This window comes from Pseudomonas sp. IPO3774, assembly GCF_013386835.1.
GTDB lineage: Bacteria > Pseudomonadota > Gammaproteobacteria > Pseudomonadales > Pseudomonadaceae > Aquipseudomonas.
Window position 1 is genome coordinate 39,290 of the sequence record NZ_JACAQY010000003.1, and the last position, 24,720, is coordinate 64,009.

Annotated in this window: 17 protein-coding genes; 11 read left to right on the plus strand and 6 right to left on the minus strand. The window is 62.2% G+C overall.

Annotated elements, in window-relative coordinates; all coding sequences use genetic code 11:
* Window positions 1-80 precede the first annotated feature (80 nt).
* From HYE77_RS01285 to HYE77_RS01325, 9 genes are all read left to right on the plus strand, one after another.
* Window positions 81-728: a glutathione S-transferase family protein gene (locus tag HYE77_RS01285; RefSeq protein ID WP_032899376.1), complete on the plus strand. Its 648-nt coding sequence runs from the start codon at window positions 81-83 to the stop codon at window positions 726-728.
* Window positions 729-753: 25 nt separating this feature from the next.
* Entirely contained in the window at window positions 754-3,468 is a 2,715-nt protein-coding gene (gene metC, locus HYE77_RS01290) for a cystathionine beta-lyase (protein WP_177068290.1), read from the plus strand.
* A 108-nt stretch (window positions 3,469-3,576) separates the two neighbouring features.
* Window positions 3,577-4,077, plus strand: coding sequence for a thiol peroxidase (gene tpx, locus HYE77_RS01295; protein WP_177068291.1), 501 nt, complete (start codon window positions 3,577-3,579; stop codon window positions 4,075-4,077).
* Window positions 4,078-4,307: 230 nt separating this feature from the next.
* On the plus strand, window positions 4,308-5,618 hold the full coding sequence (locus tag HYE77_RS01300; protein ID WP_102605667.1) for an MdtA/MuxA family multidrug efflux RND transporter periplasmic adaptor subunit: 1,311 nt from the start codon (window positions 4,308-4,310) through the stop codon (window positions 5,616-5,618).
* Complete coding sequence (locus HYE77_RS01305; protein ID WP_177028185.1) at window positions 5,615-8,716, plus strand: MdtB/MuxB family multidrug efflux RND transporter permease subunit; 3,102 nt, start codon at window positions 5,615-5,617, stop codon at window positions 8,714-8,716. Before HYE77_RS01300 ends, HYE77_RS01305 begins: the two co-directional genes overlap by 4 nt.
* On the plus strand, window positions 8,713-11,820 hold the full coding sequence (locus HYE77_RS01310; RefSeq protein ID WP_003207502.1) for an efflux RND transporter permease subunit: 3,108 nt from the start codon (window positions 8,713-8,715) through the stop codon (window positions 11,818-11,820). The genes HYE77_RS01305 and HYE77_RS01310 overlap by 4 nt, the downstream gene beginning before the upstream one ends.
* Entirely contained in the window at window positions 11,817-13,295 is a 1,479-nt protein-coding gene (locus HYE77_RS01315) for an efflux transporter outer membrane subunit (protein WP_003207503.1), read from the plus strand. The genes HYE77_RS01310 and HYE77_RS01315 overlap by 4 nt, the downstream gene beginning before the upstream one ends.
* 274 nt (window positions 13,296-13,569) lie before the next feature.
* The gene (locus HYE77_RS01320) at window positions 13,570-15,663 is read left to right on the plus strand and encodes a bifunctional diguanylate cyclase/phosphodiesterase (RefSeq protein WP_003207505.1); all 2,094 of its coding nucleotides are present in this window, start codon (window positions 13,570-13,572) and stop codon (window positions 15,661-15,663) included.
* Window positions 15,664-15,735: 72 nt separating this feature from the next.
* Window positions 15,736-16,482, plus strand: a complete 747-nt coding sequence (locus HYE77_RS01325; RefSeq protein ID WP_177068292.1) for an SDR family oxidoreductase — start codon at window positions 15,736-15,738, stop codon at window positions 16,480-16,482.
* 49 nt (window positions 16,483-16,531) lie between these two features.
* On the opposite strand, the gene HYE77_RS01330 is transcribed toward HYE77_RS01325, so the two are convergent.
* From HYE77_RS01330 to HYE77_RS01345, 4 genes are all read right to left on the minus strand, one after another.
* The gene (locus HYE77_RS01330; RefSeq protein ID WP_008435173.1) at window positions 16,532-16,903 is read right to left on the minus strand and encodes a hypothetical protein; all 372 of its coding nucleotides are present in this window, start codon (window positions 16,901-16,903) and stop codon (window positions 16,532-16,534) included.
* A 188-nt stretch (window positions 16,904-17,091) separates the two neighbouring features.
* Window positions 17,092-18,501, minus strand: a complete 1,410-nt coding sequence (gene mapR, locus HYE77_RS01335; RefSeq protein ID WP_003207510.1) for a GntR family transcriptional regulator MpaR — start codon at window positions 18,499-18,501, stop codon at window positions 17,092-17,094.
* 171 nt (window positions 18,502-18,672) lie between these two features.
* On the minus strand, window positions 18,673-20,088 hold the full coding sequence (ccoG, locus tag HYE77_RS01340) for a cytochrome c oxidase accessory protein CcoG (RefSeq protein WP_177068293.1): 1,416 nt from the start codon (window positions 20,086-20,088) through the stop codon (window positions 18,673-18,675).
* Between the two features lie 184 nt (window positions 20,089-20,272).
* A complete protein-coding gene (locus tag HYE77_RS01345; protein ID WP_003207514.1) occupies window positions 20,273-20,512 on the minus strand; it encodes a DUF3203 family protein in 240 nt (79 codons plus the stop codon).
* Window positions 20,513-20,632: 120 nt separating this feature from the next.
* Here HYE77_RS01345 and HYE77_RS01350 point away from each other — a divergent pair, with 120 nt between their 5' ends.
* Entirely contained in the window at window positions 20,633-21,127 is a 495-nt protein-coding gene (locus HYE77_RS01350; protein ID WP_087692384.1) for an MgtC/SapB family protein, read from the plus strand.
* Between the two features lie 86 nt (window positions 21,128-21,213).
* On the opposite strand, the gene HYE77_RS01355 is transcribed toward HYE77_RS01350, so the two are convergent.
* Window positions 21,214-22,050 carry a hypothetical protein gene (locus HYE77_RS01355; RefSeq protein WP_177068294.1) on the minus strand — a complete coding sequence of 279 codons (837 nt, stop codon included), beginning with the start codon at window positions 22,048-22,050 and terminating at the stop codon, window positions 21,214-21,216.
* 195 nt (window positions 22,051-22,245) lie between these two features.
* On the minus strand, window positions 22,246-22,404 hold the full coding sequence (locus tag HYE77_RS01360) for a hypothetical protein (RefSeq protein ID WP_166742161.1): 159 nt from the start codon (window positions 22,402-22,404) through the stop codon (window positions 22,246-22,248).
* Window positions 22,405-22,609: 205 nt separating this feature from the next.
* Here HYE77_RS01360 and HYE77_RS01365 point away from each other — a divergent pair, with 205 nt between their 5' ends.
* Window positions 22,610-24,607, plus strand: coding sequence for an alpha-1,4-glucan--maltose-1-phosphate maltosyltransferase (locus HYE77_RS01365; protein ID WP_102605565.1), 1,998 nt, complete (start codon window positions 22,610-22,612; stop codon window positions 24,605-24,607).
* The last annotated feature ends 113 nt before the right edge of the window (window positions 24,608-24,720 follow it).

Here is a 24,720-nt window from a genome sequence, read left to right on the forward strand (position 1 = left end):
CAATGAATGCGTTTCTGACCCACCGCATTCGCGAGCAAGCCCGCTCCCACAATTGGATCCGCGTTCATCCAGGGTTTTTTATGATTGATCTGTATTACTGGCCTACGGGCAACGGCCTGAAAGTCGGCATCCTGCTGGAAGAGCTGGAGGCGGAGTACCGCCTGATTCCGGTCAACATCCGCGAAGGCGCGCAGAAGCAGGAAAGCTTCCAGCGCATCAGTGCGAATGGGCGGATTCCGGCGATTGTCGACCACCGCCTTGAAGCACCCCTGAGCCTGTTCGAGTCCGGGGCGATCCTGAACTACCTGGCGGACAAGGCCGGGCGCTTCCTGCCGCCCGCCGGCACCGCCGAGCGCCAGAAGGTCCAGGAATGGCTGTTCTGGCAGGTAGGGCATATCACCCCGTACCTGAGCCAGTTGCAGCTGTTCAAGGAGAAGGCCCCGGAACCGATTCCCTTTGCCCTGGACCTGCTGAACGCCGAAGCCACGCGCCTGTATCGGGTGCTGGAGCAGCGCCTGGCCGAGGTGCCGTATGTGGCGGGCGAATACTCGGTGGCCGACATGGCGATCTTCCCGTGGATCCAGCCCCTGCGCCAAGGCCAGGACCTGGCGGACTACCCGAACATCCAGGCCTGGCGTCTGCGCATCAAGGCGCGCCCGGCAGTCCAGCGGGCCTATGCCAAGGGCCGTGAAGTGGCCGCCGGCGAGCGTTCGCTGGCCTTGCAGTAACCCATCTATTTTTTGCGGGACTTCCATGAGCCAGACCATCACACCCGGGCAATTGCAACAATGGCTGTTTGACGGCCAGGAAATCGCCCTGTTCGACGTACGCGAGCACGGCCAATACGGCGAGGCCCACCTGTTTCACGGGGTGAACCTGCCCTATAGCCGCCTGGAACTGGAGGTGCAGCGCCTGGCACCGAATCCCCGGGTGCGCCTGGTGATCTACGACCAGGACGGCGGCGATGTGGCTGCGCGCACGGCACTGCGTTTGCAAGCGCTGGGCTACCGCCATGTGCATGTACTGGAAGGTGGTGCGAACGCTTGGCAGGCGGCGGGTCTGCAGTTGTTCGCCGGGGTGCATGTGCCGTCGAAAGCCTTTGGCGAATTGGTGGAAGAGGCCAGCCACACGCCCCACGTCACCGCGCAGCAACTGGCGGACTGGCAGGCCACGGGCGAGCCGCTGGTGGTGCTGGACGGTCGGCCGTTCGATGAATACCGCAAGATGACCATTCCCGGTTCCATCTGCTGCCCCAATGGTGAGCTGGGCTACCGCGTGCACGACCTGGTGCCGGATGAAACCACGCCGATCGTGGTCAACTGCGCCGGGCGTACCCGCAGCATTATCGGCGCCCAGACGTTGATCAACCTCGGGGTGAAGAACCCGGTTTATGCCCTGGAAAACGGTACCCAGGGTTGGTACCTGGCGGATTTCAAGCTGGAGCACGGCAGCACCCGGCGTTATGCCGACCAGGTCTCGACGGATCTGGGCCGGCAGCGCGAGGCTGCCCGGCGGTTGGCGGAGCGGGCAGGGGTGGTCAGTGTCAAGGCGGAGCAGGTCCGGCAATGGGCGGCGGACCCGGCCCGTAGCCTGTTCCTGTGCGATGTGCGTACCGCTGAAGAATTTGCCGCCGGCAGTTTGCCGGGGGCGCAACACACGCCGGGCGGGCAGTTGATCCAGTCCACCGACCTGTACATCGGCGTGCGTCAGGCGCGGGTGGTGCTGTTGGACAGTGATGGTGTGCGTGCGCCGATTGTCGCCAGTTGGCTGCGGCAGTTGGGGCATGAGGCGTATGTGCTCGAGGGTGGCGTCCACAGTGGATTGGCGCTGGAGGTCAAGGAGGCCGTGCCCTTTGACGCGCTGCCGCTGATCTCGGTGCAGGCGCTGGCCGAGGCGCTGAAGGACGGCACCGTGGACCTGGTGGACCTGCGCCCGAGCATGATCCATCGCAAGGGCCGGATTGTCGGTTCGCGCTGGTCGATTCGTTCGCGGTTGACCGCGGGCGGGCGTCCACTGGTGCTGTTGGCTGATGATCCGGCGCTGGCCGCTTTTGCTGCGTTGGGCTTGGGCGGCGATGTGCGTTTGCTCGACGGCAGCTATGCCGCGTGGGTTACGGCCGGTTTGCCGGTGATCGAAGATGCGCAAACGCCTCCGGACAACCAGTGCATCGACTTCCTGTTCTTCACCCACGACCGCCACAGCGGCAACAAGGACGCTGCCCGCCAATATCTCGCCTGGGAAATTGGCCTGTTGGCACAGATGAGCGAAGCGGAAATCGCCAGTCTCAAGCCGTTGTTGCCCGCGTCACGGGTGCGTACCCGGCTGATTCACGCGGCGCGTACCGAAGGCGGCAATGGTGGTCGGGCGGTGAACGTACCGATCACCCGCCTGAGCACCGTGCTGTTCGACAACCTGGCCCAGATGCGTGACGCGCGCTCCCGACGCGACAGTGAGCGGGTCCTGAGTTACGGCGCACGCGGCAATCCCACCGCTTTTGCCCTTGAAGACCTGGTCACCGAACTTGAGGGGGGCTATCGCACACGGCTGTATGGCACCGGGCTCGCCGCCGCGGCGCAGACGTTCCTGGCCTACCTGCGGCCCGGCGACCATGTGTTGATCACCGACGCCGTCTATTCGCCGGTGCGCAAACTGGCCCGGGAGTTCCTCCAGCCATTCGGCATCGAAGTCAGCTATTTCGCCCCGGACGGCAGCGGCCTGGAAGCGCAACTGCAGGCCAACACCAAAATGGTCTACGCCGAAGTGCCGGGTTCGCTGCTGTATGAGCTGTGTGACCTGCCCGCGCTAGCCGCACTGTGCAAGCCGCGGGGCATTCTGTTGGCGGTGGACAACACCTGGGGCTCGGCGTACCTGTACCGCCCGCTGGCGCTGGGTGCCGACATCTCGATCATGGCCTTGACCAAGTACCTTGGCGGCCACAGTGACGTGATGATGGGCAGCGTCTGCGCCACCGAAGCGGCATGGCCGGCCCTGGCGAAAATGAGCGATACCTTTGGCAATGCAGTGAGTGCCGACGATGCCTACCTGATCCTGCGTGGCGCACGCACCCTGGCTTCCCGGCTGGACGTGCACGAGCGCCAGGCGTTGAAGATTGCCCAGTGGTTGCAGGCGCAGCCGCAGGTCAGGCGGGTGTTTCATCCGGCACTGGCGGAGCATCCTGGCCACGCGCTGTGGAAGCGTGACTTCAGCGGGAGCAACGGTTTGCTGTCCTTCGAACTCGACCGCGCGGATGCCGGCTACGTCGAACGGTTTATCGACGGCCTGCAGCTGTTTGGCCTGGGCGCATCCTGGGGCGGCTTTGAAAGCCTGGTGACCCTGGCCGATACACAGGATCGCCAGAACGCCGCCGACCGTGGATTGAACCCGGTGGTGCGCCTGCATGTGGGGCTGGAGGATGTGGAGGCGTTGATCGAGGATCTGCAGCGCGGGTTCGTGGCGGCGGGGCGTTGAGCCTTGCACCATGACAATTTGCGTCCGCCCATAGGTGCCCATCGAACTTTGTGTTTAACTTCGGCACCTGAAATTCGTTTCACTACCACCACTAGAAGGATTCCGTTCATGGCTCAAGTTACCCTCCGAGGCAACCCTGTCCAGGTCGAAGGCGATTTGCCGAAAGTCGGCGCCAAGGCGCCAGACTTCACCCTGACTGCCGGCGACCTGTCTGACGCGACCCTGGCGACTTTCGCCGGCAAGCGCAAAGTGCTGAACATTTTCCCAAGCGTTGATACCCCGACCTGCGCCACTTCGGTTCGCAAGTTCAACGCTCAGGTCAACGACGTGAACAACACCGTAGTGTTGTGCATTTCCACCGACCTGCCATTTGCCCAGGCGCGTTTCTGCGGTGCCGAAGGCCTGGAAAACGTGAAGAACCTGTCGGACTTCCGTGAGGCAGCCTTTGCTGTCGACTACGGTGTAGCGCTTGCTGATGGCCCGCTCAAAGGCCTGACCGCCCGTGCCGTCGTGGTACTGGACGAGAACGACAACGTGCTGCACAGCGAACTGGTCAGCGAAATCGGCCAAGAGCCGAACTACGAGGCAGCCCTGGCTGTTTTGAAGTAACTGTTACTACGCATTACTGTCGTTTTGCAGTAACACGCGTGATGCAGTATTACGGCCTGGCCTAGTCCAGGCCGTTTTTATTTGTGCTTCAGAGGCTTAGCCAGATAGCGAATGGACTAAGCACAGAAGTTAAAAGTTGTAATCCAAGGTAAATAGCCGGTAAAGGCGCTTTTCTTAACGCGCCCCAGTGCTTATCTTTCAGCCTCCCGAAGAAGAAGCTCTCGCACCCAATGGTTGATCACTCCATGCAATCCACCCCTCGTCACTCCCGCCGCTGGCTGTTCGGCCTCCTTGTGCTGCTGGTCATTGCCGGCCTGTGCTGGAAGTTCTGGCCTGGCACCAGCCACAAGGACAGCGCCGAGAAGAAGCCCGCCGGGCATGCCGGCAAGTCGGGGATGATGCGCCCGGGCTTTGGGGGTTCTACCGGCCCGGTGCCGGTGCGTGTGGCGCCGGCGGTGCTGGGCGAATTCCCGGTGTACTACAAGGCGCTGGGTACGGTGACGGCACTCAACACCATCAATGTGCGCAGCCGGGTTGGCGGAGAGCTGGTCAAGATCGCCTTTGAAGAGGGGCAGATGGTCAAGGCCGGTGACCTGCTGGCGGAAATCGACCCGCGCAGTTACCAGAATGCCTTGCTCCAGGCCCAGGGCACGTTGCTGCAGAACCAGGCCCAGCTGAAAAACGCCCAGGTCGACGTGCAGCGTTATCGCGACCTGTATGCCCAGGACAGTATCGCCAAGCAGACCCTGGACACCGCCGAAGCACTGGTGTTGCAGTACCAGGGCACGGTCAAGACCAACCAGGGCGCGGTGGATGACGCCAAGCTGAACCTCGAATTCACCAAGATCCGCGCCCCGATCACCGGTCGTGTCGGCCTGCGCCAGGTAGACGTGGGCAACCTCGTCGCCGCCAACGACACCACCTTCCTGGCGGTGATCACCCAGACCCAACCCATCAGCGTGGTCTTCACGTTGCCGGAAAACACCCTGGAAACCGTGCTGGCGCGTTATCACGCCGGCAACAAGCTGCCGGTGGAAGCCTGGGACCGTGGCGATGTCGCGGTGAAAGCCACGGGCGTGCTGCAAAGCCTCGATAACCAGATCGACGTCACCACCGGCACCCTGAAATTCAAGGCGCGGTTCGATAACAAGGACCAGGCGCTGTTCCCCAACCAGTTCGTGAACGTGCACTTGCTGGCCGACACCCTGCACAACGTGGTGCTGGCGCCGTCGGCGGCGATTCAGTTCGGCAATACCGGCACCTTCGTCTACGTGCTCGATGGCGACAAGAAGGTCAAGGTGCGTCCGCTGGTGATCGGTGATTCCGACGGCGACAACACCGTGGTCAAGCAAGGCCTGGCCGCCGGCGACCGCGTGGTGCTGGAAGGCACCGACCGCCTGAAGGACGGCAGTGACATTGAAGTGGTCAACGACAGCGCTGAAGTGCCGACCACGCCGACCGAACACCTCCAGGGTCAACCGGCAGCCAAGACGCAACAAGGCCCGGCTGATGCCGCCAAGGCGCAAAAGGGCGGCGCATGAACCTCTCGCGGCTGTTCATCCTTCGCCCGGTAGCCACTACCCTGAGCATGCTGGCCATTGTCCTGGCCGGCGTGATCGCTTATCGCCTGCTGCCGGTCTCGGCCTTGCCCCAGGTGGATTACCCGACCATCCGGGTGATGACCCTGTACCCCGGCGCCAGTCCGGACGTAATGACCAGCGCGGTCACGGCGCCCCTTGAGCGTCAGTTCGGGCAGATGCCCGGCCTGACCCAGATGGCGTCCACCAGCTCCGGCGGCGCCTCGGTGCTGACCCTGCGTTTCAACCTCGACATCAACATGGATGTCGCCGAGCAACAGGTGCAGGCCGCGATCAACGCCGCCACCAACCTGCTGCCCAAGGACCTGCCGGCGCCGCCGGTGTACAACAAGGTCAACCCGGCGGATACCCCGGTGCTGACCCTGGCCATCACCTCCAAGACCATGTTGCTGCCCAAGCTCAATGACCTGGTCGACACGCGCATGGCGCAGAAGATCGCGCAGATCAGCGGCGTCGGCATGGTCAGCATCGCCGGCGGCCAGCGCCAGGCGGTGCGGATCAAGGTCAACCCCGAGGCCCTGGCGGCCAACGGCCTGAACCTGTCGGATGTGCGCACCCTGATCGCCGCCTCCAACGTCAACCAGCCCAAGGGTAACTTTGACGGCCCCACGCGGGTGTCGATGCTCGACGCCAACGACCAGTTGGTCTCGCCCAAGGAATACGCCGAACTGATCCTCGCCTACAACAACGGCGCGCCGTTGCGGCTCAAGGATGTGGCGCAGATCGTCGACGGCGCCGAGAACGAACGCCTCGCGGCCTGGGCCAACGAAAACCAGGCGGTCCTGCTGAACATCCAACGCCAGCCCGGGGCCAACGTCATCGAGGTGGTGGACCGGATCAAGGCGCTGTTGCCAAGCATCACCGACAACCTGCCGGCGGGCCTGGACGTGACGGTGCTTACCGACCGTACCCAGACCATCCGGGCCTCGGTCAAGGATGTACAACACGAATTGCTGATCGCCATTGCCCTGGTGGTGATGGTGACGTTCCTGTTCCTGCGCCGCTTCAGCGCGACCATTATTCCGTCCATCGCCGTGCCGCTGTCCCTGGTGGGCACCTTCGGCGTGATGTACCTCGCCGGTTTCTCCATCAACAACCTGACGCTGATGGCGCTGACCATCGCCACCGGTTTTGTGGTGGACGACGCCATCGTGATGCTGGAGAACATTTCCCGCTACATCGAGGAAGGCGATACACCGCTCAATGCGGCGCTCAAGGGCGCCAAGCAGATCGGCTTCACCCTGATTTCCCTGACCCTGTCGCTGATCGCGGTATTGATCCCGCTGCTGTTCATGGCGGACGTGGTGGGGCGGCTGTTCCGTGAATTCGCGATCACCCTGGCGGTGGCGATCCTGATTTCCCTGGTGGTGTCCCTGACCCTGACGCCGATGATGTGCGCGCGGTTGCTCAAGCGTGAGCCGAAAGAGGACGAGCAGGGCCGTTTCTACAAGGCCAGCGGCGCCTGGATCGACTGGCTGATCGAGGCCTACGGGCGCAAGTTGCAGTGGGTGCTCAAGCATCAGCCGCTGACCCTGCTGGTGGCCATCGCCACCCTGGGCCTGACCGTGGTGTTGTACATGGTGGTGCCCAAGGGCTTCTTCCCGGTGCAGGACACCGGCGTGATCCAGGGCATTTCCGAAGCGCCACAGTCGATTTCCTTTGCGGCGATGAGCCAGCGCCAGCAGGAACTGGCGAAGATCATCCTCGAAGACCCGGCGGTGGAGAGCCTGTCGTCCTATATCGGGGTAGACGGTGATAACGCCACCCTCAACAGTGGTCGCCTGCTGATCAACCTCAAGCCCCACGGCGAACGGGACCTGAGCGCGGCACAGATCATCACGCGCCTGCAGCCGCAACTGGACAAGCTGGTGGGGATTCGCCTGTTCATGCAGCCGGTGCAGGACCTGACCATCGAAGACCGCGTCAGCCGTACCCAGTACCAGTTCAGCATGTCCTCGCCGGACGCCGAGCTGCTGGCCTTGTGGAGTGAAAAGCTGGTACACGCCCTCAGCCAGTTGCCGGAACTCTCCGACGTCGCCAGCGACCTGCAGGACAAGGGCTTGCAGGTGTACCTGGTGATCGACCGTGACGCCGCATCGCGCCTTGGTGTGTCGGTGTCGACCATCACCGACGCGCTGTACGACGCGTTCGGCCAGCGGCAGATATCCACCATCTACACCCAGGCCAGCCAGTACCGCGTGGTATTGCAGGCCCAGTCCGGTGAAACCCTCGGCCCGGACGCCCTGAACCAGATCCATGTGAAAACCACCGACGGCGGCCAGGTGCGGCTGTCGAGCCTGGCCCATGTGGAACAGCGCCAGGCCCAGTTGGCAATCGCGCATATCGGTCAGTTCCCGGCGGTGATGATGTCGTTCAACCTGGCCCCCGGCGTGGCGCTGGGCAAGGGCGTCGAACTGATCAACCAGACCCAGAAAGACATCGGCATGCCGGTGGGCGTGCAGACCCAGTTCCAGGGCGCGGCCCAGGCATTCGAGGCTTCGCTGTCGAGTACCTTGCTGCTGATCCTGGCGGCGGTGGTGACCATGTACATCGTGCTCGGGGTGCTCTACGAGAGCTACATCCACCCGATCACCATCCTCTCCACCCTGCCGTCGGCAGCGGTGGGCGCCTTGCTGGCCTTGCTGCTCAGTGGCAACGACCTGGGGATGATCGCGATCATCGGCATCATCCTGCTGATCGGCATCGTGAAGAAGAACGCGATCATGATGATCGACTTTGCCCTCGACGCTGAGCGCAACCAGGGTCTGGACCCGCAAACCGCGATCTACCAGGCGGCGCTGTTGCGCTTCCGGCCGATCCTGATGACCACCCTGGCGGCGCTGTTCGGTGCCGTGCCGTTGATGCTCGCCACCGGCTCCGGCGCCGAGTTGCGCCAGCCGCTTGGCCTGGTGATGGTGGGCGGGTTGCTGGTGAGCCAGGTGTTGACCCTGTTTACCACCCCGGTGATCTACCTGTATTTCGACCGCCTCGGCCGTCGCTGGCGCAAAGAACCCGTGCGCCTGGAGCCGGTTGAGTCATGAACCTGTCCGGACCTTTCATTCGCCGGCCGGTAGCCACCATGCTGCTGAGCCTGGCGATCATGCTGCTGGGCGGCGTCAGCTTCAACCTGTTGCCGGTGTCGCCATTGCCGCAGATCGATTTCCCGGTGATCGTGGTGTCGGCCAGCTTGCCGGGGGCCAGCCCCGAGGTGATGGCGTCTACGGTGGCCACGCCGCTGGAGCGTTCCTTCGGCGCGATTGCCGGCATTACCACCATGAGCAGTTCGTCGAGCCAGGGTTCGACCCGGGTGATCCTGGCGTTCGACTCCAATCGCGACATCAACGGCGCGGCGCGGGAAGTGCAAGCGGCGATCAACGCCTCGCGTAACCTGCTGCCCAGTGGCATGCGCAGCATGCCCACCTACAAGAAGATCAACCCGTCCCAGGCGCCCATCATGGTGCTGTCCCTGACTTCGGACGTGTTGCCCAAGGGCCAGCTGTACGACCTGGCCTCGACCATCCTGTCCCAGAGCCTGTCCCAGGTGCCGGGCGTGGGTGAAGTGCAGATCGGCGGCAGCTCCTTGCCCGCCGTGCGTATCGAACTGGAACCCAAGGCCCTCGACCAGTACGGCGTGGCCCTGGACGATGTGCGTAATACCATCGCCAATGCCAACGTGCGCCGGCCCAAGGGTTCGCTGGAGGACAGCCAGCGCAACTGGCAGATCCAGGCCAACGACCAGCTGGAAAAGGCCAAGGACTATGAACCGCTGCTGATCCGCTACCAGAATGGCGCGGCCTTGCGCCTGGGGGATGTGGCGAAGATCAGCGACGGCGTCGAGGACCGCTACAACAGCGGCTTCTTCAACAATGACTCGGCGGTGCTGCTGGTGATCAACCGCCAGTCCGGCGCCAACATCATCGAGACGGTGAAGCAGATCAAGGCACAACTGCCGGCCTTGCAGGCGGTGTTGCCGTCCAGCGTCAAGCTGAACCTGGCCATGGACCGTTCGCCGGTGATCACCGCCACCTTGCACGAAGCCGAGATGACCCTGCTGATTGCCGTGGCCCTGGTGATCCTGGTGGTGTACCTGTTCCTCGGCAACTTCCGCGCCTCGCTGATTCCCACCCTGGCGGTGCCGGTGTCGCTGGTGGGCACGTTTGCAGTGATGTACCTGTTCGGCTTTTCCCTGAACAACCTGTCGCTGATGGCGCTGATCCTCGCCACCGGCCTGGTGGTGGACGATGCCATCGTGGTGCTGGAGAACATTTCCCGGCACATCGACGAGGGTGTGCCGCCGATGAAGGCGGCGTACCTGGGGGCCCAGGAAGTCGGCTTCACCTTGCTGTCGATGAACGTCTCGCTGGTGGCGGTGTTCCTCTCGATCCTGTTCATGGGCGGTATCGTTACCAGCCTGTTCCGCGAGTTTTCCATCACCCTGGCAGCGGCGATCATCGTCTCGCTGGTGGTGTCGCTGACCCTGACCCCGATGCTCTGCGCCCGCTGGCTCAAGCCGCATGTCAAAGGCCAGGAAACAGGCTTGCAGCGCTGGAGCCAGAAGATCAACGACCGCATGGTGGCAGGCTACGCCCGCAGCCTGGACTGGGTGCTGCGCCACAAGCGCCTGACGCTGCTCAGCCTGTTGGTGACCATCGGGGTCAACGTCGCGCTGTATGTGGTGGTGCCGAAAACCTTCATGCCCCAGCAGGACACCGGGCAACTGATCGGCTTTGTGCGTGGCGACGACGGGCTGTCATTCAGTGTGATGCAGCCGAAGATGGAAATCTTCCGCAAGGCGGTCCTGCAGGACCCGGCGGTGTTGAGCGTGGCAGGCTTTATCGGCGGCAACAGCGGCACCAACAACGCGGTGATGCTGGTGCGGCTCAAGCCCATCAGCGAACGCAAGATTTCTGCCCAGGCGGTGATCGAGCGCATGCGCAAGAATGTGCCACTGGTGCCCGGCGGGCGCCTGATGCTGATGGCTGACCAGGACCTGCAATTCGGCGGCGGCCGCGACCAGACCACCTCGCAGTATTCCTACATCCTGCAGAGCGGCGACCTGGCGGCCTTGCGCCTGTGGTACCCGAAAGTGGTTGCCGCGTTGCGTGAGCTGCCGGAGCTGACCGCCATCGATGCCCGTGAAGGACGTGGGGCGGCCCAGGTGACGTTGATTGTCGACCGCGACCAGGCCAAGCGGCTGGGCATTGACATGGACATGGTCACTGCCGTGCTCAACAACGCCTACAGCCAGCGGCAGATTTCCACCATCTACGACAGCCTCAACCAGTACCAGGTGGTGATGGAGGTCAATCCGAAGTACGCCCAGGACCCGATCACCCTCAATCAGATGCAGGTGATCACGTCCACCGGTGCGCGCGTGCCGCTGTCGGCCATCGCTCACTATGAGAACAGCCTGGCGGACGACCGGGTCAGCCATGAAGGCCAGTTCGCCTCGGAAAACATTGCCTTTGATATGTCGCCCGGCGTCACGGTGGAGCAGGGCACGGCTGCCATTGAGCGGGCGATTGCCAAGGTCGGCCTGCCGGAAGAGGTGATCGCGAAGATGGCCGGTACGGCCGACGCCTTCGCCGCCACCCAGAAAGGCCAGCCGTTCATGATCCTCGGTGCACTGGTAGCGGTGTACCTGGTATTGGGGATTCTGTATGAGAGCTATATCCACCCGCTGACCATTCTGTCGACCTTGCCGTCGGCGGGGGTGGGCGCCTTGCTTTCGATTTACCTGCTGGGGGGCGAGTTCAGCCTGATCTCGCTGCTGGGACTGTTCCTGCTGATCGGGGTGGTGAAGAAAAACGCGATCCTGATGATCGACCTTGCGCTGCAACTGGAACGCAAGGACGGCATGAGCCCGCTGGAATCGATCCGCGCCGCCTGCCTGGTGCGGCTGCGCCCGATCCTGATGACCACGCTGGCGGCGATTCTTGGCGCCGTGCCGCTGCTGCTCAGCACGGCCGAAGGCGCGGAAATGCGCCAGCCTCTGGGCCTGACGATTATCGGCGGGCTGGTGTTCAGCCAGATCCTGACCCTCTACACCACGCCTGTGGTTTACCTTTATCTCGACCGCCTGCGCCACCGTTTCAACGGTTGGCGCGGAGTGCGTACCGATGCTGCCCTGGACACTGCGCTATGACCGATTCAACGTTTCCCACCGTGCAACGTCTGGCGATGACTCGCGGCTCAAAGCTGCTGAGCCTGGCCCTGTGCGGCGTGATGCTCAGCGCCTGCGCCGTCGGCCCGGACTACAAACGCCCCGAATTGACCGAGCCTGCCCAGTACAAAGAGGCCCAGGGCTGGCGCCAGGCCGCGCCCAGCGACTCGCTGGCCCGGGGCGCCTGGTGGGAGCTGTACGGCGACAAACAACTCAATGAGCTGGTAGAAAAACTCAACAGCTCCAACCAGACCGTGGCCCAGGCCGAGGCGCGTTATCGCCAGGCCGCCTCGCAGGTGCGCAGTGCCCGTGGGGCGTTCTTCCCCACGGTTGACCTGAGTGCCTCGAAAAGCCGGGCCAGCCAGGGTACCGGCAGCAGTAACGCCAGCCTCAGCAGCTCCAGCAGCGGTATTCGCGACACCCTCAACACCCAGTTGGGCGTGAGCTGGGAAGCCGATATCTGGGGCAAACTGCGCCGGGGCCTGGAAGCCAATGAAGCCAGCGCCGAAGCCAGCGCGGCGGATCTTGCGGCGATGCGCCTGAGCCAGCAATCGGAACTGGTGCAGGATTACCTGCAACTGCGGGTCATGGACGAACAGACCCGTTTGCTGCAGGCCACGGTGGACACCTACCAGCGCTCCCTGCAGATGACCCAGAACCAATACCGCGCCGGTGTCTCGGGCAAGGACGCCATCGCCCAGGCCCAGACCCAGCTGAAAAGCACCCAGGCCAGCATGATCGACCTGATCTGGCAGCGGGCGCAGCTGGAAAACGCAATTGCCGTGCTGATCGGTGTGCCGCCGGCCAACTTCAACCTGGCGGTGAGCAAGGACATTCCGGCGCTGCCGCAGATTCCGGTGAGCCTGCCGTCGCAACTGCTGGAGCGCCGCCCGGATATCGCCCAGGCGGAGCGCTCGGTGATCGCGGCCAATGCCAACATCGGCGTGGCCAAGACCGCTTACTACCCGGACCTGACCCTGAGCCTGGCCGGCGGCTATTCCAGCAGCACCTACGCCGACTGGATCAGCCTGCCGAACCGCTTCTGGTCGGTGGGGCCGAAACTCGCCATGACCCTGTTCGACGGGGGCCAGCGTTCGGCCGAAGTTGACCGCGCCGAGGCGTCCTACGATGAAACCGTGGCCAAGTACCGCCAGACCGTACTCGACGGTTTCCGCGAGGTGGAAAACTACATGGTCCAGCTCAAGGTCCTGGAAGACGAGGCGGTCGTGAGTAACGAGGCCCTCGAAGCGGCCCGGGAATCCCTGCGCCTGACCCAGAACCAGTACAAGGCCGGGTTGATCGCCTATCTCGATGTGGTCACCGTGCAAGCCACCGCCCTGAGCAACGAGCGTACGGTGCTGACCCTGCTGCAAACCCGGCTGGTTGCCAGTGTGCAACTGATCGCTGCACTGGGCGGTGGTTGGGATGGCCAAATGCAGCTGAGCGACAAGAAGTAAACCCCGCTCTGGCTGGTGTACGGGCTTGTGTGGGAGCGGGCTTGCTCGCGAAAACGGCGGGTCAGTCAACTGTGTATGAACTGACCCGCCGCTTTCGCGGGCAAGCCCGCTCCCACAAGGGTTCTGCGGTGTTTTTGAGCCAGCGGATTGGCGTCAAATTTTGAATGATGGCTATACGACAATATTTCAGGTGTACAAGATTTATTCTCGCTACAATCCCTGACTTTTCAGCCCGGCACGGATGCCGTTCGGCCCATAGGTCACGAGAAGTCCCATGCTCACCGGTAGTTATTCCCCCGCCCTGGTCCTGATTTCCCTGTTCGTCGCGATCCTCGCATCCTATACGGCGTTGGACCTGACCGGCCGCATCGCCACTGCCAGGGGCCGCGCGGTGTACCTGTGGATGGGCGGCGGCGCGCTGGCGATGGGCGTGGGGATCTGGTCGATGCACTTTATCGGCATGCTCGCCTTCCGCCTGCCCATCAGCCTTGGCTATGACGTCGGCATCACGGCGCTGTCGTTGTTGATCGCGATCCTGTCCAGCGGTTTTGCCTTGTGGCTGGTGAGCCAGCCGCGTTTGCCGGCGTGGCAACTGGCATTTGGCGCATTGATCATGGGCGCCGGCATCAGCGCCATGCACTACACCGGCATGGCCGCCATGCGCATGACCCCCGGCATCGACTACGACCCCACGCTGTTCACCGCCTCGTTGCTGATTGCCGTGGGTGCGTCGGCGGCGGCGTTGTGGATTGCCTTCAACCTGCGGCGCAACACGCCGTATGTGCGGTTGGCCCGAGGCGGGGCGGCGATGGTGATGGGTGTGGCGATTGTCGGCATGCACTACACCGGCATGGCCGCCGCGCGTTTCGCCGATGGCAGCTTCTGCGGCGCGGCCCTGGACGGCTTGAGTGGCAAGGGCCTGGATAACCTGGTGCTGGTCACCACCCTGGCAGTGTTGATCATCGCGCTGCTGACCTCCCTGGCCGACGCCCGCCTGGAAGCCCGCACCGCGGTGTTGGCCGACTCCCTGACCCAGGCCAACCAGGAACTCACCCACCTGGCCCTGCACGACATGCTCACCGGCTTGCCCAATCGCACCCTGCTCGCCGACCGGATCCAGCAGGCGATACAGCGGGTGAACGAAGAGGGCGGCTGCTTCGCGCTGATGTTTATCGACCTGGACGGCTTCAAGCCGGTGAACGACGCTTTTGGTCACCACATGGGCGACCAGCTGTTGCAGCAAGTCGGCCTGCGCCTGCGCGAAGACTTGCGCAGCCAGGACACCCTGGCCCGCATCGGCGGTGACGAGTTTGTATTGCTGGTGCAGTTGGGCCAGCCCGACGATGCGTTGCGCCTGGCCGAGCGCCAGGTGGGCATGATCAACCAGGCCTTCCACGTCGCCGAGCATGAGCTGAAAATCTCCGCCAGCATCGGCATCGCACTGTTCCCCGGCAACGGCGCCACGCCCCAGGAACTGCTGATGAACGCAGACGCGGCGATGTATCACGCCAAGGGCATGGGCAAGAACGGCTACAGCTTTTTCGACGTGTCGATGAACACCAATGCGCGCAAGCAACTGCAACTGCTGCAGGACTTGCGCAATGCCGTGGAGCACGAGCAGTTCCGGCTTTATTACCAGCCCAAGTTCGACGCCATCAGCGGCCGCCCGGTCGGTGCCGAGGCGCTGCTGCGCTGGGAGCACCCGCAACAAGGCCTGTTGTTGCCGGACAAGTTTATCGAGCTGGCGGAAAAGACCGGGCTGATCATCCCCATCGGCGAATGGGTACTCAACGAAGCCTGCCGCCAGATGCAGGTGTGGTATGCCCAGGGCTATCACGACTGGCGCATTGCCGTGAACCTGTCGGCGTTGCAGTTCTGCCACGCCGGGCTGGTCAAGAGTGTCGCCGCTGCCCTGGAACGCCACCGCTTGCCAGCCAACAGCCTGACCCTGGAAATCACCGAAACCACCGCCATGAGCGATGCCGACGCGAGCATGACGGTGTTGCAGAAGCTTTCGGACATGGGCGTCGACCTGTCCATCGACGACTTCGGTACCGGCTATTCGAGCCTGATGTACCTCAAGCGCCTGCCGGCCAATGAGCTGAAGATCGACCGGGGATTTGTGCGTGACCTGGAGCACGACAGCGACGACGCCGCCATCGTCTCGGCCATCGTTGCCCTCGGTCAGGCCCTGGGCCTGCGTATTGTGGCCGAGGGTGTAGAGACCGACTCACAGCAGAGCTTCCTCACCCGGCTGGGCTGCGATTCGCTTCAGGGGTATCTGCTGGGGCATCCGTTACCGGCCGAGGGTTTCATGGCCGACATCCAGCGCGCCGAGCAGGTGGTGAGTGTGCATTCGGTGATGTGAGCCCATGCAAAACCTGCAGGGCGCAGGTAGTATTGGATCCATCAGCTCACGTTGAACCAGGAGACCTTACACATGGACAAAGTCGTCGTCATCACCGGTGGCAGTCGTGGGATCGGCGCCGCCACGGCGCTGCTGGCCGCCGCCCAGGGCTATCGCATCTGTATCAATTACCAGGCCGATGAAGACGCCGCCCACCGCGTACTTGAGCAAGTGCGTGCCCTCGGCGCCCAGGCGATTGCCGTGCGGGCTGATGTCAGCATCGAAGACGAAGTGATTGGCCTGTTCCACCGGATCGATACCGAACTGGGCCGGGTGACGGCACTGGTCAACAACGCAGGTACCGTCGGGCACAAGTCGCGGGTCGATGAGATGTCCGAGTTCCGCATCCTGAAGACCCTCAGGACCAATGTGTTGGGGCCGATCCTGTGTGCCAAGCATGCGCTGCTGCGCATGTCGCCCAAGCATGGCGGGCAGGGCGGCAGCATCGTCAACGTTTCATCGGCCGCCGCCCGGTTGGGCTCGCCGGGGGAATATGTGGATTACGCCGCGTCCAAGGGCGCGCTGGATACCTTCACTCTCGGGCTCTCCAAGGAAGTGGCGGGCGAGGGGATCCGGGTCAATGGCGTGCGTCCCGGGTTTATTTTCACCGACTTCCACGCCCTGAGCGGCGACCCGGATCGGGTCAGCAAGCTTGAACCGGGCATCCCCATGGCCCGTGGCGGGCGTGCAGAGGAAGTCGCGGAAGGGATTATCTGGCTGCTCTCGGACAAGGCGTCCTATGCGACGGGAACCTTTCTTGACCTGGCGGGCGGTCGGTAGTTTTGTACCGCCTGTGGCGAGGGGCACGCCGCTCGCCACAGCCCAGGTATCAGGCGCCGCGCAGCGCTTCATAGCCCCTGAGGGAAAACGCCTTGAGCAGGCTGGCCTCCGAGTCTGGATGAATGGCGTAGCCGTGATTCGAAAAACCGTCCAGGACACCGTTGCGGCTATGGCTGGCGCTTAATTTGAGATCGTCCACATTGTCGATAAATCGCAGTACCTTATCCAGGTTGTAGGTGGCGTCGGCGCGAGAGTCCGGGTCTTGGTTGGCCGCGCTCCAGTCACCCACCTGGCGCTTCAGGTCATCGCTCACTTCGTAGTGGTCGCGGTTATCCAGGAAGTTCTTCAGCACAGGGCTTTGTTCGGTAATCTGGTCACTCGATCGATGATCTCCCGCGGGGCGCCCGGTAGCGCCTGTCATTTCGCGCACCTGTTGCTGCTCTGCGGCACGCATATAGTGGGGAGGAACGGGAAGGGGTCGCAGGCCGGCAGCTGAAGAAATAGTCATAAGGCATCTCTGATGTGAACCAAGTGAATGCGCTCTTTCTATCGTAAGAAATAGCGCACTCCTGTGTGGTTCTTAGCCCGGCTACGGTTCCCATCCGTAGGTTAAAACGACCGCACAATCTTCCCCAGCGTCTCCATCGCCTTCTCACACGACTCATCCCACGGGCTGCCGTAGTTCAAGCGAATGCAGTTCCTGAAGCGCTGTGTCGGCGAGAAGATCGGCCCCGGTGCAATGCTGATGCCCTGGGCCAGCGCCATCTGGAACAACTTCAACGAGTCGGTCTGCTCCGGCAATTCCAGCCACAGGAAGTACCCGCCGGCAGGCTGGCTGACCCGTGTCTGCGCCGGGAAATAGCGCGCGATGGCGGCGAGCATGGCGCTTTGCTGTTCTTCCAGCGCGTAACGCAATTTACGCAGGTGCCGGTCGTACCCGCCGTGTTGCAGGTAATCGGCAATCGCCGCCTGGGCGGGCATCGAGGCACACAGCGACGTCATCAACTTCAGCCGCTCGATCTTCTGCGCATAACGTCCGGCGGCGACCCAGCCGATGCGGTAGCCCGGAGCCAGGCTCTTGGCGAACGAGCCGCAATGCATCACCAGGCCTTCTGTGTCGAACGCCTTCGCCGGTTTGGGCGCCTGTTGACCGTAGTACAACTCGGCGTACACGTCGTCTTCGATCAGCGGCACCTGGTGGCTGCGCAGTAACTCCACCAGTTCCTGTTTCCGGGCCTCGGGCATGGTTGCGCCCATCGGGTTCTGGAAACTGGTCATGCACCAGCAGGCCTTGATCGGGTAGCGCTCCAGGCTTTGCGCCAGCACCTTGAGGTCGATGCCATCGCGTGGGTGTACGGGGATTTCCACCGCCTTGAGTTTCAGGCGCTCGAGGATTTGCAGGCTGGCGTAGAACGCCGGTGCTTCGATGGCCACCAGGTCGCCCGGCTCGGTCACGGCTTGCAGGCACAGGTTCAGTGCTTCAAGGGCGCCGTTGGTGATCAACAGTTCTTCCATGGGCAACATCAGCCCGCCCACCATGTAGCGCAAGGCAATTTGCCGGCGCAGTTGCGGGTTGCCCGGCGACATGTCGGTGACCACCATGCGCGGGTCCATTTCCCGGCTGGCGCTGGCCAGGGAACGGGCCAGGCGTTGCAGCGGGAACAGCGTCGGGCTGGGGAAGGCCGAGCCGAAGGGCACGGTTTGCGGGTCCTTGATGGAATCGAGCACCGAGAACACCAATTCGCTGACGTCCACCTCGGTGGACTCGTGCACATGGGCACTCACCACCGGCTCGGAAAACGGGCTGGGCGCATGGGTGTTGACGAAGTACCCGGAGCGCGGGCGGGCGCGGATCAGCCCGCGTCGCTCCAGCAGGTAGTACGCCTGGAACACCGTGGACGGGCTGACACCGTAGGTCTGGCTGGCATAACGCACCGAAGGCACGCGCTGGCCGGGCCCGAGCACGCCGGAGCGGATCAGTTCTGCGATGTCGTCGGCGAATTTTTCGTAGCGTTTCATTGGGGCTCAGTGCTTTGAACAGATTTTGCTGATTGAACACAGATCAAACGGTGGGAGCGGGCTTGCTCGCGAAAGCAATCTTTCAGTTGATGTATCCATTGACTGGCACACCGCTTTCGCGAGCAAGCCCGCTCCCACATTTTGATCTCCAGTGTTGCTGAAAGCTTGGGCTCAGCGATTCAATGGCGCCACAAACCGGCTGTCCGCCGCGCTGTAAATCCACGGCTCATCCACGTCCGAGACCTTGAAGCGGATCGTCTGCGAACTGCTGGCGGGCTTCTCTGCGGTCATCGCCACCGACACCGGCACATCGGTAATCTCACCTGGTGCCAGGCTGATCTCGGTCTTGCCCTGCAGCTGGAAGCCGTCGCCGTCCATCAGCTCCAGGCGGTAATCCTGGCGCTGCTGGGTCTTGTTGATGACCTTGAGGCTGTAGATGTTCTCGATGAAGCCGTCACTGTTCTCGCGAAACATCCCCCGGTCCTTGGTCACGTCCAGCGACACCATCGGGCGTTCCACCAGCGCCACCACCAGCGCGCCGATCATCACCAGTAGCACGGCACTGTAGCCGATCAGGCGTGGCCTGAGCAGATGGGTCTTGCCACCCTGCAACTGATGCTCCGAGGTGTAGCTGACCAGGCCACGGGCATAGCCCATTTTATCCATGATCGAATCACAGGCATCGATACACGCGGCGCAGCCGATGCATTCCATTTGCAGGCCGTCACGGATGTCGATGCCGGTGGGGCATACCTGCACGCACAGCTGGCAGTCGATGCAATCACCCAGGCCGACGTCCGCCGGTTGCACGTCTCGTTTGCGCGGGCCACGGTTCTCGCCGCGGGCTACGTCGTAGGAAATGGTCAGGGTGTCCTTGTCGAACATCACACTCTGGAACCGCGCATACGGGCACATGTGCATGCACACCGCTTCACGCAGCCAGCCGGCGTTGATGTAGGTGGCGCCGGTAAAGAACAGCACCCAGAACAGGCTTACGCCGCCCATCTGCCAGGTCAGCAGCTCCTCGGCCAGCGGCCGGATCGGCGTGAAGTAGCCGACAAATGTCAGCCCGGTCAGCACGCTGATCCCCAGCCACAGCGCGTGCTTGGCCGAGCGCCGCGCCAGCTTGTCCAGGCTCCAGGGCGCAGCTTGCAGCTTGATGCGTTGGTTTCGCTCGCCTTCAGTGACCTTTTCGCACCACATGAACAACCAGGTAAACGAGCTTTGCGGGCAGGTATAGCCACACCACACACGCCCTGCGAATACGGTAATGGCGAACAGGCCGAACGCGCAGATGATCAACAGCGCCGACAGTAGGATGAAATCCTGGGGCCAGAACGTGGCACCGAAGATGTGGAATTTGCTTTCAGCCAGGTCCCATAACACCGCCTGCCGTCCGCCCCAGTTCAGCCACACGGTGCCGAAAAATGCCAGGAACAGAAAGCCTGCGCCTGCCACGCGCAAGGTACGGAACAGGCCGGTAAAACTGCGGGTGTGAATCAGGTTGTCGCTGGATTTGGCCTTCATCTTCTTTGGATGTGCAGGCTCAAACACTTCTACGGTTCGGACGGGGATTCTATCGCTCATGGTCTTTCGCTCATCAGCCTCCATCAGGCAGATGAACTATGACCGGCGCTCTGTTTGCATAACAGACTCAGGTATCGCGATAAAAAGCGGATCAGATGGGCCGCCCGTGCATGCCTGCGACAATGTGCTGCACCCGGTGGTGCGCGGGGTGCAGCGCTTTTGAGGCGGGGCTGATCCAGGTCAATCAAATCACCGAATCACCGTCGGTAGCTTTCAAGTGCTTACGGCCGTCTTTGGCACCCGCTACGGTCAATGCGTCGGCTTCGGCTTCGGTAATATAGGTGCGGTCACCGTTCAGCTTCACGAACGACATGGATTTCTCGCTGTCGGTTTCGACCGTGACATGGGTGGCTTCCAGTTGTTTCTCGTGGCCGTCCACATCGACGGTGAAGAAACATTGCTGACCTTCGATACGTACGGGCATATCGATCTCCTTTTTGTGGACTATTACTGATTAGGGTGGGATGCGCAGGCAATGGTTCTGCGCAACTGACTGACGGTCGATGCTGTCCATGTTCTATCGACCCCCAACAAGGAAACGTCCATGGACGCCTGGTGGCATGAAGTCTGGGTAACCCTGCAAGCGGAATTTGCCGATATCGGCGATGCCCGGCAACTCACGCAAATCACCGTTCGGCTGCTGATTGCGGCGATATTGGGCGGGATCCTGGGTTACGAGCGCGAACAGAAAGGCAAGGCCGCCGGGGTACGCACCCACATGCTCGTGGCCCTCGGCGCCGCGCTGTTCGTGTTGGTGCCGAGCATGTCCGGCTCCCAGGCAGACGCCATGAGCCGTGTGCTGCAGGGCGTGATCGCGGGTATCGGCTTTCTTGGCGCCGGCACCATCCTAAAGGGCAAGGAAGACGAGGAGGGTCAGCACGTCAAAGGGCTGACCACCGCCGCCGGCTTGTGGATGACCGCCGCCATTGGGGTGGCGGCGGGAATGGGGCGGGAATCCACGGCGGTACTCAGCACGTTGTTGGCTTTGGCGGTGTTCAGTGTGATGCCAAGAATCGTCAGGCTATTGGAAAAGAATTAGTCGCCGTATTTTTCATCAGGTCGCGCGTGAATGGGCTGACAGCGTGATATCGAGGCGTGTGCAACTTCACGCTCCTGCTGGACTGATCACTGTACCGGAATGGTGATTTGATCTTCTTTGTGATACGCGAATATGCGTTGGTCTTGAGCGAGCAAGTCAACACGAACCACCGGAAGCAGGCGCTGCGTATAGCCGTAATACTCGCGCTGAAGTTTCTTGGCCGCATCTCTTCCTGGCAAGTTGGCAGCGTTATAGAAGAAAGCCTGGAAGGGGACTTTATCAATCTCGGACACTGTCCAGGCTGAGGTGACGACTTCATTCCAATCTTCAATATAGTTTGCCGGCATCAGTTTTCTGACAGTGATGCTTAGAGAAAACTGCTGCGCCGATCCACGAAACGCACACATAAAAAAATAAGCCGGTTTGACTTTGTTGAAGTGGGCCAGCCAGGTGGGGCCATCCACCACGCCTTGCTCATCGCAGTGCCGGCTCCATTCACGCTGGTAGCCTGGCAGCTCCCTGGAAGTTTCGCCGCATCCATCCGGGCGGTCACCTGTCGCACCATTGGTGGGAAAAGAGCAGCGCACGCTGATTGGGCCCGCTGCGGTGGAGGGCAATGCCGACATTATTACGCCAGCGTCCCGTGCAAACAGCTTCCTGATACCCAGGTCGGCTCGCAGGTAAGAGAATGCGGCGGCATTGCGCTCAAGCTCGCCGGGCGATGCTATGAGGCTGTCAGTGACGCGAATAAGCACCCCATTGCAGTGATACAGGGCCAGGCCATCGGCACACTGAGCAGCGGTGTCCTGGTAGCGGTTGTTTAATTTGCTTGCGATTTCCGTATCGAGCGGGCCGGAGGGTTCGGTGGTGCAGGCGGTCAAGGTGCAAAGGGAAAGCAGCAGGTAGGCGGCTGTTCTTTTCATGAGGTATCTCCGAGAGGTTTTATTGTTCTGTTGTTCGCGCGTCGCACACTTAGATCATGGGCGGCGTTCGTCTCGGCTGATACTGTCGGTTTTGACAGTTCTTTATAATTTTTTGTGAATGAAGTTGCAGCTTATAGATTCAAGTAAACGCGGAAGCCTGAAGCTTCCGCTTTTTACTTCCTGTGATCGGTCTCTTCAGACAATCACCGGCGGCATGGTCGTCGGTGGTTCCTCCACCGGTGGTGGCTGTGTGCCTGGCGGTTCCTGCTCGGGAACCGGGTCGGGTTCGGTCGGCGGTAATGTGGGCTTATCTATATTGGGATCAGGCGTTTCAGCCGGAATAGGGATATTCATCGGTATGGCCTCCTTTGTGCTTTGCTCTATCGGTGGACAATCGCGTGGTGGATTTGATTCCCCGCCCGATGGCGGGATATCCGCCTGAACTTTTCACTCGTCGGCATGCTCGGAACCTAGACGGCCCTGCTCAGGGAGAGTGGCGTCGTTTCAGAATTTGAATCAAGCACAAGAGCGTCCACTGGGCGTTAAGGGGAGATGCTCGATGACTGCTGAAACACTGACTCAAGACGATTCAACCTCCACATTACCGCTGTCCCAGGCACTGTTGCTGCCAAGGATCGCGATTGAAAGCACGACCCCGGTGATCGATGGCGGCGAGTTCGCGGTCAAGGCTGTGGTTGGCCAGCGCGTGCAGGTTGCCAGCAAGGTGTTCGCTGATGGCCACGACAAGCTTGCGGTGATGATCCGCTGGCGCCCGCGCAGTGAAGAAAGCTGGCACAGCGTGGTGATGACCGATGTCGGCAACAACGGCTGGGAAGGCGCATTCACCGTGACCGCCCAGGGCCCGCATGAGTATTGCATCGAAGCCTGGATCGACACGTTTGCCAGCTTTCGCTACGAACTGAGCAAGAAACACGAGGCCGGGGTGCCGGTCAGCCTGGAGTTGCAGGAAGGCCGCAGCCAGGTCCTGCAAGCCGCCGAGCGCAGTGACAATGAGCTGCGTGACCGCTTGATGTTGCTGCACCACGAACTCTCCGGTTTGCTGGAAACCGAGCAGGTCGCATTGTTCCTGCACGAAGACAGTGCACACCTGATGACCCAGGCCGATCACCGCGCCTATTTGAGCATCAGCCCGGTGTATCCGATTGATGTAGAGCGCGAGGCTGCGCAATTTGCCAGCTGGTACGAGTTGTTTCCCCGCTCGATCACCGACGATCCCGCGCGCCATGGCACATTCAACGATGTGCACTCACGGCTGTCGATGATCCACGACATGGGCTTTGACGTGCTGTACTTCCCGCCGATCCATCCGATCGGTCGCAGCCACCGCAAGGGCAAGAACAATTCCCTGACCGCCGGGCCGGACGACCCGGGCAGCCCGTATGCCATCGGCAGCGAAGAGGGCGGCCACGAGGCGATCCATTCGCAGTTGGGCACCCGTGAAGATTTCCGCAACCTGGTCAAGGCCGCCGCCGACCATGGCCTGGAAATCGCCCTGGATTTTGCCATCCAGTGCTCCCAGGACCACCCGTGGCTCAAACAGCATCCGGGCTGGTTCAACTGGCGGCCCGACGGCACGATCAAATACGCCGAGAACCCGCCGAAGAAATACCAGGACATCGTCAACGTCGACTTCTATGCGGCCGACGCGATTCCCAGCCTGTGGGTCGAGTTGCGCGACATCGTGGTCGGTTGGGTGGAAGAGGGCGTGAAGACCTTTCGGGTCGACAACCCCCACACCAAGCCGCTGCCGTTCTGGCAATGGCTGATCAGTGATGTGCGTTCTAAATACCCCGAAGTGATCTTTCTCGCCGAAGCCTTCACCACCCCGGCGATGATGGCGCGCCTGGGCAAGGTTGGTTACTCCCAGAGCTACACCTACTTCACCTGGCGCAACACCAAGGCCGAGTTGAGCGAGTACCTGAGCGAACTGAACGAGTCGCCGTGGCGCGAGTGCTTCCGGCCGAACTTCTTCGTCAACACCCCGGACATCAACCCCGGCTTCCTGCATGAATCCGGCCGCGCCGGCTTCTTGATCCGCGCCGCGTTGGCCACCATGGGCTCAGGCCTGTGGGGCATGTACTCGGGTTTTGAACTGTGCGAAGCGGCCCCGGTGCCGGGCAAGGAAGAGTACCTGGACTCGGAGAAGTACGAGATCCGCCCGCGAGACTTCACGGCGCCGGGCAACATCATTGCCGAGATCGCCCAGCTCAACCGCATCCGCCGGCAGAACCCGGCCTTGCAGACGCACCTGGGGCTCAAACTCTACAACGCGTGGAACGACAACATCCTGTACTTCGGCAAACGCAGCGAGGATGGCAGCAACTTTATCCTGGTGGCCGTGAGTCTCGACCCGTTCAACGCCCAGGAGGCCAATTTCGAGTTGCCGCTGTGGGAGCTGGGCTTGCCGGACGATGCCCAGACCCAGGGCGAAGACCTGATGACCGGCCACCGCTGGACCTGGTACGGCAAGACCCAGTGGATGCGCATCGAACCGTGGCATCAGCCATTCGGCATCTGGCGCATTACCGTAAGTTGAGATCGTTCCCACGCTCCGCGTGGGAATGCAGCCCCGGACGCTCTGCGTCCCCCAAGCGTGACGCGGAGCGTCGCAACAGGCATTCCCACGCAGAGCGTGGGAACGATCAGCGG